The sequence below is a fragment of the Shewanella sp. 8A genome, assembly GCF_023475945.1.
Classification (GTDB): domain Bacteria; phylum Pseudomonadota; class Gammaproteobacteria; order Enterobacterales; family Shewanellaceae; genus Shewanella; species Shewanella xiamenensis.
Map to the genome: position 1 here is coordinate 48,330 of NZ_JAMDJP010000014.1, position 17,485 is coordinate 65,814.

The 17,485-nt window shown below is 47.4% G+C and carries 13 protein-coding genes; 9 read left to right on the plus strand and 4 right to left on the minus strand.

From position 1 onward, the window contains the following. The 7 genes from thiE (at position 1) to M0413_RS12575 (ending at position 7,266) form a co-directional block, all read left to right on the plus strand. A complete protein-coding gene (gene thiE, locus M0413_RS12545) occupies positions 1–1,698 on the plus strand; it encodes a thiamine phosphate synthase (protein ID WP_249554436.1) in 1,698 nt (565 codons plus the stop codon). Continuing rightward, positions 1,695–2,633 (plus strand): HesA/MoeB/ThiF family protein, encoded by a 939-nt coding sequence (locus M0413_RS12550; protein ID WP_249554437.1) that lies wholly within the window; start codon positions 1,695–1,697, stop codon positions 2,631–2,633. The genes thiE and M0413_RS12550 overlap by 4 nt, the downstream gene beginning before the upstream one ends. After that, positions 2,630–2,833, plus strand: coding sequence for a sulfur carrier protein ThiS (gene thiS / locus M0413_RS12555; protein ID WP_069454988.1), 204 nt, complete (start codon positions 2,630–2,632; stop codon positions 2,831–2,833). The genes M0413_RS12550 and thiS overlap by 4 nt, the downstream gene beginning before the upstream one ends. Position 2,834: 1 nt before the next feature. After that, positions 2,835–3,599 carry a thiazole synthase gene (locus tag M0413_RS12560; protein ID WP_249554438.1) on the plus strand — a complete coding sequence of 255 codons (765 nt, stop codon included), beginning with the start codon at positions 2,835–2,837 and terminating at the stop codon, positions 3,597–3,599. Continuing rightward, positions 3,596–4,711: a 2-iminoacetate synthase ThiH gene (gene thiH, locus M0413_RS12565; protein WP_099458118.1), complete on the plus strand. Its 1,116-nt coding sequence runs from the start codon at positions 3,596–3,598 to the stop codon at positions 4,709–4,711. Before M0413_RS12560 ends, thiH begins: the two co-directional genes overlap by 4 nt. A gap of 111 nt (positions 4,712–4,822) precedes the next feature. Next, on the plus strand, positions 4,823–5,086 hold the full coding sequence (locus M0413_RS12570; protein WP_037418823.1) for a hypothetical protein: 264 nt from the start codon (positions 4,823–4,825) through the stop codon (positions 5,084–5,086). 2 nt (positions 5,087–5,088) lie between these two features. After that, entirely contained in the window at positions 5,089–7,266 is a 2,178-nt protein-coding gene (locus M0413_RS12575) for a putative metalloprotease CJM1_0395 family protein (RefSeq protein ID WP_249554439.1), read from the plus strand. 452 nt (positions 7,267–7,718) lie between these two features. Here M0413_RS12575 and M0413_RS12580 read toward each other — a convergent pair whose 3' ends face one another. The 4 genes from M0413_RS12580 to cmoA form a co-directional block, all read right to left on the minus strand. Further along, positions 7,719–8,621 carry a LysR family transcriptional regulator gene (locus tag M0413_RS12580; RefSeq protein WP_037431654.1) on the minus strand — a complete coding sequence of 301 codons (903 nt, stop codon included), beginning with the start codon at positions 8,619–8,621 and terminating at the stop codon, positions 7,719–7,721. 239 nt (positions 8,622–8,860) lie between these two features. Further along, a complete protein-coding gene (locus M0413_RS12585) occupies positions 8,861–10,720 on the minus strand; it encodes a gluzincin family metallopeptidase (protein ID WP_249554441.1) in 1,860 nt (619 codons plus the stop codon). Between the two features lie 68 nt (positions 10,721–10,788). After that, positions 10,789–11,781 (minus strand): tRNA 5-methoxyuridine(34)/uridine 5-oxyacetic acid(34) synthase CmoB, encoded by a 993-nt coding sequence (gene cmoB, locus M0413_RS12590; RefSeq protein ID WP_047539995.1) that lies wholly within the window; start codon positions 11,779–11,781, stop codon positions 10,789–10,791. Then, positions 11,778–12,509, minus strand: coding sequence for a carboxy-S-adenosyl-L-methionine synthase CmoA (gene cmoA / locus M0413_RS12595; RefSeq protein WP_047539997.1), 732 nt, complete (start codon positions 12,507–12,509; stop codon positions 11,778–11,780). The genes cmoB and cmoA overlap by 4 nt, the downstream gene beginning before the upstream one ends. Positions 12,510–12,659: 150 nt before the next feature. On the opposite strand from cmoA, the gene M0413_RS12600 reads away from it, so the two are divergent. Continuing rightward, complete coding sequence (locus tag M0413_RS12600; protein ID WP_169548535.1) at positions 12,660–15,473, plus strand: transporter substrate-binding domain-containing protein; 2,814 nt, start codon at positions 12,660–12,662, stop codon at positions 15,471–15,473. A 184-nt stretch (positions 15,474–15,657) separates the two neighbouring features. Then, the gene (gene aspS, locus M0413_RS12605) at positions 15,658–17,433 is read left to right on the plus strand and encodes an aspartate--tRNA ligase (RefSeq protein WP_169548534.1); all 1,776 of its coding nucleotides are present in this window, start codon (positions 15,658–15,660) and stop codon (positions 17,431–17,433) included. Positions 17,434–17,485: the final 52 nt, after the last annotated feature.

Sequence of the window (17,485 nt, forward strand, 5' to 3'; positions counted from 1 at the left end):
ATGACCCCTGCGAAACATATTAGCCAGGTGGCGCCTAAACCTATCGTCTGGACCATTGCCGGTTCAGACAGCGGTGGCGGCGCGGGGATCCAAGCCGACTTAGCCACCATCAAGGATTTGGGCGGCCATGGATGCAGCGTGATCACCACGCTAACGGCCCAAAGTTCGGTGACGGTGGCGTTAGTTGAGCCTGTGAGTGAGGCAATGTTACTCACACAGCTCTCGACCCTGTTAGCCGATCTACCGCCTCAGGCGATTAAGATTGGTTTACTCGCAAATCAGCAACAAGTGCACTTAGTAGCCGATTGGTTGGCTGGTTTTAAAACCCAATTTTCACTCGTCCCCGTTATTCTCGACCCTGTGATGGTTGCAAGCTGTGGAGACGAACTCGGCGATAAGAGCACGGCGAGTAAACCTCTGGATTTTGCACCCTTTAAGGGCTTGATTAGCCTGATAACGCCGAATGTGCAGGAGTTGGCAAGGCTTACTGTCGCCACAGACAAACGAGCGTCAGCCATTCATACAAAAGCAGAATTCGCCGCTGCGGCAATGCAACTCTCAGCGCAATTAGCGTGCAGTGTATTAGCCAAGGGCGGCGATATTGATTTTGCGGCTCAGGCAAGTGCTGGCATTAACACCAGTGATGCCTTAAGCGATCCAAAAAGCGATATCACAAGTCATCGCATCGCTACAGAGAATCAGCGTTTGGCGGAGGATTTGTTGATTTGTCATCAGGTTACTGGCTGCTCACCGCTTGACGCGAATGGTGGTTTTTGGCTCAGTAGTGCGCGGATAAACACGCGCCATAACCACGGCAGTGGTTGTACTCTGTCTTCAGCCATCGCCTCGGTGTTAGCCTTTGGCTTTGTATTGCAGGATGCGGTTGTGGTAGCAAAAGCCTATGTCAATCAAGGTTTAACTTATGCAGTGGGGATCGGCCAAGGCCCTGGACCACTCGCGCGTACCGCATGGCCGCACAGCTTAATGGCGTATCCTTACGTCACTTCTTACCCTAAAAATAGCTTGAATGAATCCAGTGATTTGCAATGCGGCGCGTTTAAGCGCCTTGATCCTGACTTAGGGATTTATCCAGTTGTCGATAACTTACTGTTACTCGAACAGTTATTGGCGGCGGGCGTGAAGACGATACAGCTCAGGATAAAGTCTAATGCGCTAAAGTCTAATGTGCTGGCGTCGGACGAACTTGAGGCACAAATCCAAACCGCGATTGCCATAGGTAAGCATTATGATGCGCAGCTGTTTATCAATGATCATTGGCAGTTAGCGATAAAACATGGCGCATTTGGGATCCATCTTGGACAAGAAGATCTGGCAGTGACGGATCTTAACGCCATTCATGCAGCGGGATTGGCGCTTGGCATTTCGAGCCACGGTTATTTCGAGTTGCTGCGTGCCCATCAACATGCACCATCTTACATCGCTCTTGGGCATATCTTCCCGACGACCACCAAGCAAATGCCATCGGCGCCGCAGGGGTTATGTAAACTCACTCATTATGTTGAGCTGTTAAATACGCATTATCCCTTAGTGGCAATTGGCGGCATCGGGCCTTTGAATCTTGCCCAAGTCAAAGCGACTGGGGTGAGCAATATTGCCGTGGTGCGGGCGATTACCGAATCAAGCGATCCAATAATGGCCTTTGCCGAATTGACGCGAGCTTGGGAGTCAAGCCTATGAGCATCACACAAGAGCAGGCGCAATCCCTTGCCGATAAAGACTTTATTCGTTATTCGCGGCAAATATTTTTACCCGAGGTCGGCGAGGCTGGCCAGTTGCAGCTTAAACAGGCTCATGTGCTTATCGTAGGCCTCGGCGGCCTCGGGCAATTGGCGGCGCAATATTTAGCCTGCGCCGGTGTTGGGCGCTTAACGCTTGTCGATGGCGATAGGGTGGAATTATCCAATCTGCCGCGACAATTACTCTTTAGTGACGACGATATTGACCATCACAAAGCCCTCATTGCTAAACAGAAATTAGCCGTGTTGGCGCAAGGTTGTGAGATTGATGCCTTTGCCGAGCAATTGACTCTTGAGTCTGCGAGCGATGTATTAGCTCACCTGTTAACCCATAGCGAAGAAACTCGTTTAGTACTTGATTGCACTGATAATCTTACTGCGCGCCATTGTATCAATCGGTTGTGTATTGAGCATGCCTTACCTCTGGTGAGTGCCTCCATTGCCGCTTTCAACGGCCAACTGTTTGCCGTTGATCAGCAGCGTTTCCCTATGGGAGGCTGTTATCACTGTATCTTCCCCTCGAATACTCGCGCGCCACAAAACTGTAGCAGTCAAGGAGTGCTCGGCCCCAGTGTCGGCGTGATGGCATCGATGCAGGCGCTGCTAGCGATGCAATTGTTGCTCTTAGCCACGCCGCCAACTTCTACAACAAAACAAACGGGTAATCAGTCTTTCGAAGAGACAAGTCACCCAGTCACCTCCACGAGAGCGCTACTTGGCCGATTTTGGCGTTTCGATACCAAGTTATTCCAATGGCATTCGGCCGCATTAACCCGTGATCCCGAGTGCAAGGTGTGCGGATTAAAGCCGAGTGCATTAATGCAATCAACCACAGCTGCTTCATTCAAATCTGTCCCTAATCGAGGTTTGTTATGATTTTAATTCATCTCAATAATGTGCCCCAAACAGTTCAACAACCGCTGAGTTTACAAGCCTTGTTAGAAGCACAAAATATTAATCAACAATCAGTCGCATTAGTGCTAAATGAGGCCGTAGTGCCAAGGCATAGATGGTCATCTATCCTCTGCCACCATGAGGATAAAATCGATGTGTTTGCCGTAGTCGCAGGAGGTTAATATGCTAACGATTGCAGGTGTGGAATTTGAATCGCGATTATTTACGGGCACGGGAAAATTCAGCTCAAGTCAGCTGATGCTGGAGTCAATTAAGGCGTCTCAGCCGCAGTTGGTGACAGTTGCGATGAAAAGAATTGATTTAAAAACAAAGGCCGATGATCTGCTCTCGCCACTTCGGCAAGCGGGCGTGCGGCTCTTACCTAATACCTCGGGCGCGCGTAATGCTAAGGAAGCGATATTTGCTGCTGAATTAGCGCGGGAAATGCTGGGAACACAATGGGTTAAACTTGAAATTCATCCCGATCCCAAATACCTGATGCCCGATGCGGTCGAGACATTAGCCGCAGCCAAAATCCTCTGTGAACGCGGGTTTATCGTGCTGCCCTACGTGCATGCCGACCCTGTGCTGTGTCGACGTTTAGAGGATGTCGGCTGCGCCGCTGTGATGCCACTGGCAAGCCCAATTGGCACCAATCAGGGGCTGGTGACGGAGCCTTTCATCAAGATGATTATCGAGCAAGCAAGGGTGCCGGTGGTGATTGATGCTGGAATTGGCGCGCCATCCCATGCAGCGCACGCGATGGAGTTAGGTGCCGATGCCGTGCTGGTTAATACCGCCATTGCCAGCAGCGCATCTCCGATTGAAATGGCGTTGTGCTTTAAGGATGCGGTAGATTGCGGGCGACGCGCCTTTGAAGCTGGGCTTGGCCGGGTGCAAACTCAGGCGGTGCATACCAGCCCACTAACCGGATTCCTACAGCAATGAGTTTTGTCGACCATTTTGCCCGCATCGAACGGGATAAGTTATTGCTGGCGTTGTATTCATGCACTGCTGCTGATGTTGAACGTGCCCTAGTTCAACCAGAAGGCAACTTACAGAGTCTGCTCGCTTTGCTGTCTCCTGCGGCCGAGCCCTATATCGAAGAGATGGCACAGCGCTCGGCAGCGCTCACTCGGCAACGCTTTGGGGCCAATATCGGATTGTACTTACCACTGTACTTGTCCAATCTTTGCGCTAACGAATGTGATTACTGTGGTTTTAGCATGAGCAATAAGCTCAAGCGCAAAGTGCTCAATGAGCAGGAACTTGCTGCCGAAATGGCAATTATAAAATCCCGCGGCTTTGATTCTATCTTGCTAGTGTCGGGAGAGCATGAAACTAAGGTTGGAATGGATTACTTTCAGCGGGTTTTACCGTTGGTAAAACAGCAGTTTAGTTATCTGGCTATGGAGGTGCAGCCGCTTGAGGAGATTGATTATCGCCAGCTTGTCGAGCGAGGACTCGATGCTGTGATGGTGTATCAAGAAACCTACCAAGCCGCGACTTATGCTAAACATCACACCCGAGGCAAAAAACAGGACTTCGCCTATCGGCTTGCCACGCCCGATCGCGTTGCCCGTGCAGGTATCGATAAGATAGGCCTAGGTGTGTTACTAGGATTAGATGACTGGCGGCTCGATGCCTTGTTGATGGGTCATCATTTGGACTATTTAGAACGGCATTACTGGCGTACTCGTTTTAGTATTTCTCTACCACGTTTGCGGCCTTGTACTGGTGGCATAACACCAAAAGTGCATTTAACCGATCTTGGACTGGTGCAAATGATCTGTGCCTTTAGACTTTTTAATCAACAACTTGATATCAGTTTATCGACCCGCGAGGCACCATCGCTTCGGGACAATTTACTGCCTCTTGGGATAACGCAAATGAGTGCGGGCAGTTCAACTCAGCCCGGCGGTTACCAAGCACCTGATAGTCAGCTCGATCAGTTTGAGATCAGCGATGAGCGAACTGTTGAGCAGGTCATCAGTCAAATGCGGCTCAAGGGATTTAACCCCGTCTTTAAGGATTGGGAATCGGCTTGGATAGCCTGTTAAAAAGGAGCTGAAAATGAGCAAAAAAGCTCTCCATAAGAGGGATAAATCTGTACATCAAGGTAGGTTTGGTCAATAATTAACCTAGTGTTCACCAGATGCAGGAATCCCTTTATGCAAATCCAATCTGCTTATGCTTCCGGTCTGCAAGGCTTGCAAACGGCTCAATCAGGACTAACACAGGCTACGATTGATGTGGCTAAACCGAGTCCTTCGCAAAGCGCTGCACCCACAGAAACCGCTAAGGCGGTAGATGAAACCGATAAAACCTCCGCATTAGTTGCTGCCAATTCATCATTGCGACAAGGTGAAGCATCGACTGAGGTACTAGAGAGAGAATCTGAAACCATAGGTTCGATTATTAACATCAAGGTGTAACTATGTCGGTCATGGCGCTGTCATCCCAGGTTGGCGCGCCATCCAATTCGTTTTTGAGTGCTGATAAGCCGATTGAGCCGCTAAAAGGAGCAAGACCTCAAAGTGGACTGGTTTATCAAGGTGACAATAGTCAGACGGTTGCTAACCATAGCGCTTCAACGGCTAGCCTGCATGCACCAAAATCCGAAGTGAGTGGGGCACTTGAACCGTCTTTAAGTAGCTTTACTGCTGCGTCCAACCAAACTTTGCCTTTCACTGGGACTCAGCCTGAGTTATTGGCAGGCGCTAAATCGAGTTATGCGAGCCTTTCTTCTAGCGCGAATAATGTTGATGCGAGTGCGATACAGAAAGCTATTGTAGATTTAGGTGTAAACGCTTCTGCCCAGCTATATGCAAACCCCTCCGCTCCAAAACTGATAGATTCGACTTCACAGTCTTCAACTAATAAAAGTTTTAGTTTACTCACAGGACCTCGTTCCATAGGTGGAATGAGAGGTGGGCAAATTGCTGCCTCTCAGACAGCCGTGTCAGTGTTGAGTGCTCCGGATATGGGGCTTTCAGCCTTGAATGGTGCCGTTAATCCTCTGGTTTCTTTGGCGCCAAGCACAACCGCTTACTCAACTGAAAGCGATATCGGTAGTATTACTTCGTCAAATTCGGATATCACCAATATATTCCCGACTTCAGATCCGATCACAACAAGTGTCGCACCATTGGGACAACAAAAGGCCACTAGTACTGCAATTAATCCTTTTGCTACTGAGTTTGCAGGGGCTGATGTCGTGGGTACTACTTCGGGGACCCGCGATTCGGTGGTGGCCAATGTTGGTGATAAAACCTCGCCTCAGGCAAACAGTTTGAGTGAGCAGTTTAGTCATATCTTTGGCCAACCTGATGCGACCAAGGAACCAGTTGGGAGTGAATCGGTAGCAGGCGAACTTTCTCACATTCAGCAAAATCAAGCTGAACAAGTTCGTGATGAGCAAGCTAAGCAAGCAAGGGAAAAGGCTATACAAGAGCAGGAGCAAAAACAACAAGCATTAGCCGAAGCCTTTGCTAAAGCCGATAATAGCCAACAAGCTCAGCAGACACAGGGCGAACAAACTCGCCAGCAAGACTTAGCGAAAGAGCAAGTCAAACAGACACAAGAAAAGGCGATAGAGCAACAAAAAGCCCAAATTGACGAATTAAAAGCAAGGGACACAGAAGTCAAAGCTCATGAGCACGCTCATGCCAGCGTGGGTGGTCAATATGCCCAAAGCCCTAGTTTTAAATATGAAAAAGGAGCTGATGGCCAACGCTATGCCACCGACGGTGAAGTACAAATCGATGTGTCGATAGTACCAGGCGATCCTCTGGCGACCATCAATAAAATGAAGCAAGTCTATGCGGCCGCGATGGCGCCAGTTGACCCATCTTCCGCCGATATTCGCGTGGCGGCGCAAGCACTGCAGAAAATGAATGAGGCCAAGGCTAAACTTGCTGAGGAACGTCAACAGCAGATTGTTGACCAGTCCACAACGGAAACCTTAATAGGCGCCGAGGCGCAACTTGAAAACTTGCCACCGCTCAAAGAACGTCAAATTCAAGTCACGGGTAAGGTTGATGCCGATGGTAATATCACGGTCCCCCAAGACGAGCCATCGGCTCCTGTTACCGAAGTGATTGATAAGATTAATAAAGGCATTGCGGCGCAGGTTGCATCGAGTGATACCTCTGATGCCGTAAATGCCATAGAGGTTGAAAATAGCGATACAATTGAACCTCCAACAGCAACCTTGGCCGTTGGTTCTGTGCAATCTAGCCAAGCTGAAAATCCGCAGATTTCCTCACAGCGACTCGAATCATCCGCTCGCTTATTCAACAAGGGTGCATTGAATCTTAACCAAAGGGACAGCAATGCGGTTCGTTTCTATGATGCGGTAGCCGTAGCAGCGCTAGCCATTAATCAAAACTCAACACTAGTGCACAATGAGTCGAGTGTTGATGCACATCGTGGGGAGATAGCTGAACCAATAGACGATTCTGCATTGGCGTCTAGCTCGACTGTTTATGGGGAGAATAGTCTTATTTCCAATGGATTAACACTTGAGTCATCAAACCGCCAAGACACTCGCGGCCTGTTCAACCCTCAAACTTTAGCACTGCATCGTCCGCGTTTCTTAGATGTGAATGTCTAGGGCGTGTTGACGTTTCGAGATTAGATTTTGTTCGTTCTGGCAAGCTCGTGCTCGCGAAACGAGGAATGATGTGTAGTTATTCTACTCAAATGACGAGCGGCTCTTATGACAGAAAGTAAGAGCAAGTGTTTGCCAGACGAACCCTTCGGGCAGCATTTGGCTGCCGTTTCTGCCGCGTTATCGTCCGTTTATGTAGAATAACTACACAGCACGGACTTTGCCTTGCATAAAAGCCAGCCACATTGCTGCAAAAATAACCCTGAAACGTCAACACGCCCTAGCCTCTAATTCTCGATATTCTCGCAAATATTAACCGAGTAGCGTTTGCCCATTAAGGCCTATCGCTTAAGCGTGCTCTGTTTGCAAGTTCAGTAGCCATAAATCAAATAACAGTGACTCCCTATTACCCAAGTGCTCATTTTGCTGTGCTAGAGGAAACAACCTTAGCGTTATCAATCGGTAGTGCTCACACCATGGTGCTTTAGGATATAAGAGGCCAGCAGTTTCGAGGCGGGGCCTTGGTGATCGCGGTTGGGTATCACAAGGCTAAGCATTATCCGTCGTTTCTGGCTGCCTTGCAGGTGTAAACGCACCAGTTTACCCGCAGCTAATTCTTCTTGGATAAGGAAGGATGGGATCCAACAAAAACCAATTCCTTGGTTTAAAATAACTTTCGCCTCATGGAAGTTAGATACTGTCCAGCGCTGCTCGGCTTTGAGCCAGCCGATATCAATGTTAGATTGCACGCCCGTGTCTTTGATCACTAACTGCAGATGCTGTGCCAACAGTTTGTCATCATCTAAGGTGCCAATGTCGGCTAAGGGGTGGCTCGGGTGGCAAACCAGATGCAGCTCTTGTTCACATAGAGGCTCGGATAAATAGCCTTTGGGTGGGATGCCTGCACAAATGGCGATATCGACTTTATTCTGCAGGATCAGCTCCTGCGTCCCAGTGATCACTGAATCAAGCATAATAATGCGAGTACCACGGCTATGGGGTAGAAAGTCACTTAGCGCACATACAAGGCTTTCCATCGGATAGACAATTTCACGGGCAATGGTCAGCGTTGGCTCCCAACCTTGCTCAAGATTACTGGCCAATTGCTCTAATTCATTCACAGATTGAGTGACATGGCGTGAACGGCGCAATAATACTTCGCCCTGTGGCGTCAGATAGGCTTTACGCCCACGGACTTCGAGTAACTCAATTCCCAATTGATGTTGCAACTTGGCGACAGCATGGTTGAGAGACGATTGGCTCTTGTTGAGTTTTTCTGCCGCCTGCGCGTAGCCGCCATAATCGACGACAGCCTGTAAAATACGCCATTGCTCAAGGGTGGATTTAGCGCGAGTCATGGTGATCCTAATATTTACCAACAGGTTTTAAAAAATGATACTAAAAAAACGATAGGTTTAGCGCTATATTGGCGAGCGATGATCACTTTTTCAATAGTATCGATGATTTTATTGAGAAAACGATCATCCCGTCGGGCGTGGCGCCGAGATTATCGCTGATGCAAGATTGATAGGTTAACGTTTGTTAAGTAGCTGCGCCGTATGTGCAAATCGACCATGTTAGCCATAGCGTTAAACCGCTAAAAAGCGCAATGACTATTGGGTGCGTGGGAGCCTGAGACAGTGCTAATCCGTTGAATAAGCGATACCGCATCAACGGGTTCGCCAATACTGTCACGCAGTTGCTCACTTATGGTGAGTGCAGCCTCATTGACCACCAGCATATTAAACAACCCAAGTTTATCTTGGCAGTCTTGTGTGGATAAATAGACAAATTTCGCTAATTGCGTTTGCCACAGGGATTGATAATAGCGTGGACCTTCATTAGCGATTGCATTGAAACTATATGCATAGTCAATTGGTTGTTCCCAATTTGCGCCAAAACTCTTACTAAACTCTGCTTGTAGATCGGGATAGCTTTGCTGTTTTAAAGACTGATAAAAATTAAGCGCCACTTTAGCGCGAAACACATTAAGTTGTTTGGTATAGGCCTTGGCAAGTATCTCCCTTGGCGCTATATGTTGAATATCATATTTTGGAAAGAGTGTTTCGTGTAATACATTGGCTAGCCAAAGGCTTGGTAACTGATTTGAATCGAGACTCGGGCCTAAGGTATTGTTTAGATAAAAATGGCTTCCCCGTGCAAGTGCTACAACAGCTTGGGCTAACGCATTGCAAAAACGTTCAATATCTTTGTCACTGTTGAGTGTGGGATTAAGCTCGAGTGCCTGTTGACCAAACTGTTGGCCAATCACACTTTGTCTGAGGGTATGTTGACTGGCACTGGCATGCCGACTATTTACGTCAAGATACACTTCACCAAGCAAACGATGTTGGTGGTAAACCCGAATGATTTGTTGCTGCCGTTGAGCCGCGGTTGATGCAATATGCCCATCTATCACTTCAAAACTCAATCCATACTCACCGAGAATAGCAAAAGCATTATCGAGCACTTCGCCAGTGTGTAAGGAAATCTGTTTGGCACTACTTAGCTGCGATAATTTGCGGCCGACATCCCAAGGTGCGACTCCAATTGATTCGGTTTGACTGTCAAGAAACTGTTTTACTAACGCAGGAGAATTGAGTTGCTGTTCAGCCAAGCTGTAACTGGCAAAATCGATAAAGTTTGCGTCATTTGCCATTTGTTGACGCAATTCTGCAATACGATGCAATGCGAGTTGGTTATGCTCGCGGGCACGACCTTGATAGGCCTGCCACAGAATTTGCCGACAGTGGCGATCGGGTTGTTTTAAGAGATAACCGACAATCGTGCCGGAAAACGTTGTATTTGATGTTTCTGTGGTGTTGTCTACTGCATCAACGGCGACATTTTCTGTGTTGGCAGTAGTAACCTCAGTTGGCAGTTGGCATTGGGTTGCTTGAACCGCTAAATGAAATTGTTGACTGCTTAATCCTTGTCGAATAGTGGCTTGTGCTGTGTGCAGTTTGGCCTTATCAAGGGGGGATTGATGCTGACGTAGTAATGCGACTAATTGTTCACCGAATAAGAGTTGATCTTGGGTGAGATGCTCATCATTGCTATGTTTATCAGCCGCATCAGTGAGCTCATCGACAAGTTGGTTGAATGCTGCTTGGCTCAGCAGGTCGTTTAGGATATCGGCAAGGCGCAACTGACATTGCAGTAGTCCTTGGCGTTCTTCGCCCGAGAGGGATAAACCTCGGTAGTAGTTGAGTCTGTCATTAATGTTATTAAGCCCTATGGTGTGTTGCTCTAATACCAATGCTTTATCTGAGAGCATTAAAGTGGGCAAATTATGTGTATTGGCATAGCGGCTAAAGGCGCTAGTCAAGTCAATATTAGGATGACGTAAACACTGTTCCACTAGCAGAGGTACAGGGCTTGGTGCAGCAGAGGCTGCACCAATAGAGGATAATAAACACCAGCCAAACAGGCTAGCCGTAAACAATGTTTTTGGCATAGGCAACGGGGCTGTGACCCTCATGGTATGGGATGACATGGTTTTAACATGCCTGAGTGTATCATGCCTTAATTCAAATCTTGATTCGGCTGATTTTTCACTGCAATAATCGTTGCACGTTTCGGTGCGGGGTAACCCTCGATAGTCTTAGTGATATCGTTAGGATCAAGATATTCAACCAGTGATTCATTTGGCATCCAATCGGTTCGGCGCTGCTCGGCAAGGGCGGTGACATCGGTATCGACACAACGTATGTCGGTGAAATCACATTTTTTAAGCCAGAGCATCAGTGCCGCAACGGATGGAATAAACCAAACGTTATTCATTTTGCCATACCTATCTTGCGGGACGAGTACGGCGTTTTCATCACCATCAATCACTAACGTCTCTAATACTAATTCTCCCCCCATACGTAACTGATCGCGTAATTGCAACAAGTGATCAATGGGTGAGCGTCTGTGATACAAGACGCCCATGGAGAATACTGTATCGAAGGCATCCAATGGCGGAAGTTCTTCAATACCAAGTGGCAACAGGTGCACAGGGTGATTCTCACCACTCAAGCGTTTAACCGCTTCAAATTGGCATAAAAACAGCGGGGAAGGGTCGATACCCACGACACGCTTAGCGCCGGCCCCTAACATACGCCACATGTGATAGCCGCTACCGCAACCTACATCGAGTACTGTACGGTTTTGCAGGGGTGAAATATGCGGTTTAACCCGATCCCATTTCCAATCGCTGCGCCATTCGGTGTCGATATGAATGCCGTGAATATGGAATGGACCTTTACGCCAAGGCATAAAGAGCCGCAGTAAATTCTCGAGTTTTTCCTTTTCGCCTGGCGTGAGCTGCTCACCCGTGCCTATCGTGACACTATCAACAAAATCGACTTTATCTGGGCTTGGATAGTGCAGTTTATTAAGCACTTTTTCCCATTTCGGGAGGTTGCCGTGTTTGTGTTCTCTTTGCCATTTACCGAGGATTGCTGGCAAGGTTTCAAGCCAATGTTGTAAATTTGAGTCGGCAATTTGCTGATAAAAGGAACTAAAATTAATCACTTGATGGCCACCATAGAAGCAAAGTTAAAACATTGGAACCATGTACTAAAGTGACTAAACCCTTGGCGAGTTAAGCGCTGTTGATGCGTACTTAAGGTATCTGGTTTCATGACATTTTCCAGCGCACTACGTTTTTGACTGATTTCGAGCTCGCTATAGCCATTGGCTCGTTTAAAGTCGAGATGCAGTTCTTCAAGTACATTTTGAATTGGCGCATCATCAAAGCGGATTTTTTCCGAGAGTACTAAGATCCCTCCTGGATTTAAGCCTTGATAAATCTTGGCAATAAGTGACTCTCTGTCCTCGGGAGGTAAAAATTGTAGCGTAAAGTTGAGCACCACTAAGGAGGCGTTTTCGATGTGAATATCGCGAATATCACCGCAGATCAGCTCAACCTCAGTATCACTGACATAGGCATTGAGGTTTTCTTGGCAGCGCGTCACCATAGACTCACTATTGTCTACGGCAACAATTCGGCAGTCACGGCCTTGGATCTGGCGGCGAATGCTCAATGTTGCAGCACCTAAAGAGCATCCTAAGTCGTAAATCTGGGTATTAGGTTTAACAAAACGATCCGCAAAATCGCCGATAGTATTGATAATTTGGGTGTAACCAGGCACTGAGCGGCGGATCATGTCACTAAAGACACCCGCAACACGGCTATCAAACTGGAAATCGCTAATGTGCTCGCTCGCTTGAGCGTAGATAGTATCTTGGGAAGCGTTCATTTGGGAATGTCTCGAAAATTCAACCCCGCATTTTAACGAATCCCGTTGACTAGCAGCAAGTCTCGGGCTAGTAATTTGCCAGAAATTTCTGTCTAATATGCGATAAATAACAAAGTATTTACATTGTACATCAGGTACTAGGGACCCCAGTTGAAGTTAGTGTTCCAGCTTATTGTGATCCTGTGTTGTGTTTTTTCGAACAACACAGTTAATGCCAGTCAAGGAGCGACTGATTCGCTTATCGTGGTGATGGGGGAAGACAGCTTTCCCTATCAATTTGTGGATAACGAGGGCGAAGCCACGGGGTTATTAGTCGATCTTTGGAAGGAGTGGGGTAAACGTACCGATACCTCACTCGTTTTTGTTGCGCGACACTGGAATGAATCTCTCGCACAGTTACAACAGGGAAACGCCCAAGTGCATATTGGCATGGGTAAAACCCCGGAGCGTGAACAACTATTTGATTTTGCCGATCCGATTGCTGATGTTCGCACCTATTTGTATTTACATAAATCCTTGCAGGGCAAAAAAAACATTAAAGAATTGGTGCCTTACCAGATTGGAATTGTGTCCGGTTCTTCCCATGAAGCGGAATTACGCCGTATCGAACCTGCGTTAGTATTTAAATATTATGAAAGCCGTGAAAAGCTACTTGCAGGTGTGGCGGCGGGTGACACAGTGGTGTTTGCTGGGCTCGACGGTTATCTTCGCGACCCTTCCTCTAACCAAACGATCGCAGCAAATTTTCCTCTCAATATTCGTATCCCCATTAAAGCGATGCAATTTGTGCCTGCGGTGATGAAGCACAATACCGCCTTACTGAATAAAATTAAGGCGGGCTTTAATGCTCTTGACCCTAAATTTATCCAACAAACTGAGCGTCGCTGGTTGGGTTACCACGGCCAAAAAGCGGGACTGATAGTCGCGATGCAACTGGGGGTTGAGCCTTTTGTTGATTTAGGTGTTGATGGTTTACCCCATGGTTTTTATGTGGATCTTTGGCGACTATGGTCGGCTAAAACGGGGATTGATGTCGATTTTATCTCAGGCGATATGAACGGCAGTGTTAACGATGTACGCCAAGGGTTAGCCGATGCCCATATTGGTTATCCCGAGAGTGATGACATGAAAACGGGGTTAACTCGCGCGTGGCACTTGTATACGGTAAAAAGTCGACTGTTTTTGTATCAACAGCAATTAACTGATTTACATCGCTTAAAAGGTAAACGTATTGGTGTTGTGCCAACGGCGCCATATTTAGTCCAGTTACGCAAAGCACTGCCGGATGCGTCATTGCGTTACTATGACAGTATGGATGCGATGGTCGCCGGTGCAAGAGCGGGAGAGATTGTTGGGTTTGTTGCAGCGGGAGCATGGACTACCCATTATCTTCTGCAAAACAAAGCATGGGCCGATTTTAATCAATACCCTGAGCTGGAATTTCCTACCGATATCTATGTATTAACTCGAAGCGATGATCCTGGACTGACTCAACGGATCAGCAATGGATTTCACAGTATTAGCATGCAGGAATTTGCTGATGTTGAACAAAAATGGATGCTTAACCCTAAAGACCGTATTTTTAATCAGGCAGGCTTACGCAGTATCCAACTCTCAAGCAGTGAACAAAACTATCTTTCACAATTGGGTGAACTCAAACTGGGTTATCTTAAGCAGTGGCCGCCCATGGAATTTAGCGATGAGCAAGGCCAATTCGCGGGCATTAATAGTGATATCGTAAATATGTTCGCCCAGCAATTGCATCTTAAGATCCAACCCGTTGCGTTTGATGATTGGCAGTCGCTTATTCGCGCATTGCGAACAGGAGAGATTGCACTGGCGGGCAGTATTGCTAAAACCGCTGAGCGGCAACAGCATGTAGTTTTTAGTGATGCCTATTGGCCATCGCCATGGGGGCTAGTATCGCAGCTTGAACAAGTCTCTGTTTTTAATTTGGCACAATTGGCAGGTCAGAGAGTGGCCGTGGTTGAAGGCTATCATCTTGTCGCTCAACTAATGATGCTACAACCTTCGCTGAAGCTCGTGTTGGTACCCGATACGCACTCAGGGCTTTTAGCGGTAAATGAAGGTAATGCCGATGTGTTTATTGATAAGGTGGTGACGCTAGCCTCTGAGTTAAAAACGGGCCAGTATCCTTTACTTAAAATGTCACTCTTAAGCGATTTAGCCGACCAACATAGTCATTTTGGCATAAACCCGCAATTTACCCCATTGGCACCATTAATCAACCGAGTATTAGCGCAGATCGATCAGCAAAAGCAGCAACAAATCTATTCCCATTGGGTGAATTTCGCGATTGCCACTGACGATGGGCAATACTTGCGTTGGATCCGCTATTTATTGCTTGGAGCGTTGAGTTTATCGGTGGTGATGATCGCGGTATTAGTGGTTAATCGTCGTCTAAATCGTGAGATAACTCGCCGTATTGCGGCGGAAAAACGTTTGCAATACGTTGCGAACCATGATGCATTAACCCAGTTACCTAATCGAGGCTTACTCGATGATCGATTATCGCAGGCACTATTAGCCCATCGTCGCGATCAGAGCCATTTTGCGCTGCTGTTTATTGATTTAGATGGATTCAAACAAATCAATGATCAGCATGGACATCCAATAGGTGATGCCTTGCTTCTACGGGTGGCGGGATTACTGACGCAAGCCGTTCGCCATTCTGATACTGTGGCTCGATTTGGCGGCGATGAGTTTGTTATCCTGCTAAATCGTGTGCAAGATCTCGATGCCGCGACCCAAGTTGCTGATAATATTCTGCACTCGCTTTCATCACCCTTCACTTTTGAAGGCGTAAAGGTAGAAATTGCTGTGAGTATCGGTGTGGTGATTTATCCCCGCGATGGTGATACGGCGATTGAATTATTAAAAAAAGCGGATCAATTAATGTATCAAGCCAAAACGGCGGGTGGGCGTTGCTACCGCGTGGCTTGATGTTTTTTTGTACGTTTATGCATAGATAGTGCGTTCGCCTCTAGTCAAGGGCGTAAAACTGTTTGATACTTCACCGCCTAAAAGTGAAGTACTTTGGTAATCGGCATTATTTGACTATAATGCCGCTTTTATCTCGTTTTGATTATTTCCAAAGCACCGGTTTCCGGATAAAGGATAGAGTTAGATGCGCAGTCATTATTGTGGAGACGTCAATAAGTCTCACGTTGGACAAGAAGTTACCTTGGTAGGTTGGGTTAATCGTAGCCGTGATTTGGGTGGCGTAGTCTTTTTAGATTTAAGAGACAGAGAAGGTCTGGTCCAAGTGGTTTACGATCCAGATTTACCTGAAGTGTTCAATGTGGCTAGCACACTGCGCGCTGAGTTTTGTGTGCAGGTAAAAGGCGTGGTTCGTGCACGTCCTGATAGCCAAGTTAACGCACAAATGAAAACTGGCGAAATTGAAGTGTTGGGTAAAGCACTAACTATTATCAACAGTTCTGAGCCTCTGCCGCTGAGCTTAGATAACTATCAAAACAACAGTGAAGAACAGCGTTTAAAATATCGTTATTTAGATTTACGTCGCCCAGAAATGGCACAGCGGTTAATGTTCCGCGCGAAAGTGACCAGTGCTGTGCGTCGTTTCCTCGACTCAAACGGTTTCTTAGATATTGAAACGCCGATCCTGACCAAGGCAACCCCAGAAGGTGCCCGTGACTATTTAGTGCCGAGCCGTACATATAAAGGTCAATTTTTCGCACTGCCACAATCACCACAGCTATTTAAACAGCTGCTGATGATGTCAGGCTTTGACCGTTACTATCAAATCGTAAAATGCTTCCGTGACGAAGATTTACGTGCTGATCGTCAGCCAGAATTTACTCAAATCGATATCGAAACGTCTTTCATGAGCTCAGAGCAAGTGATGGCGAAAACCGAAGAGATGATGCGTGGTCTGTTCCTTGAGATGCTGAACGTCGATTTAGGCGAATTCCCACGCATGACCTACAACGAAGCCATGCGTCGTTTCGGTTCAGATAAGCCCGATTTACGTAACCCATTAGAGCTGGTGGACGTGGCTGACTTGCTCAAAGAAGTAGAATTTGCAGTATTCTCAGGTCCTGCCAATGATGAAGAAGGCCGTGTTGCGGCGCTGCGTATTCCTGGTGGCGCGAGCTTATCCCGTAAGCAAATCGATGATTATACTAAGTTTGTGGGTATCTACGGTGCTAAAGGTTTAGCGTGGATGAAGCTAAACGACCTGACTCAAGGGTTAGAAGGCATCCAATCGCCTGTGCTGAAGTTCTTGAACGAAGGCATTGTGAACGAAATCATCAGCCGCACTGGCGCACAAACTGGCGATATTATTCTGTTTGGTGCTGATCAAGCGACTGTGGTTGCTGAATCTATGGGTGCACTGCGTCTTAAAGCCGGTGAAGACTTTAATCTGCTTGAAGGTCAATGGCGTCCATTGTGGGTGGTTGACTTCCCAATGTTTGAGAAGATCAACGGCAGCTTCCACGCGGTTCACCATCCGTTTACTGCGCCACGCGGCGTGACACCACAAGAGCTAGAAGCCAATCCGGCTAACCGTGTGTCCGATGCCTACGACATGGTATTAAACGGCTGTGAATTAGGTGGTGGTTCGGTACGTATCCACAACCAAGAGATGCAATCTGCGGTATTCCGCATTCTGGGCATTACCGATGAAGAAGCGAAAGAGAAATTCGGCTTCTTACTCGAAGCGCTACGCTACGGTACGCCACCACATGCTGGTCTGGCATTCGGTTTAGACCGCATCATCATGCTGATGACGGGCGCAAGCTCAATCCGTGATGTGATGGCATTCCCGAAAACCACCACAGCGGCGTGTCCGTTAACCAATGCGCCAGGTTTTGCTAATCCACAACAATTAGCTGAACTAGGTATTTCCGTTGTGAAAGCCGCGAAGACTGAAGACTAATCTTTAGTGATTATCGAGTACCGAGGCGCAAGCCTCGGTCTATTTTTATCCC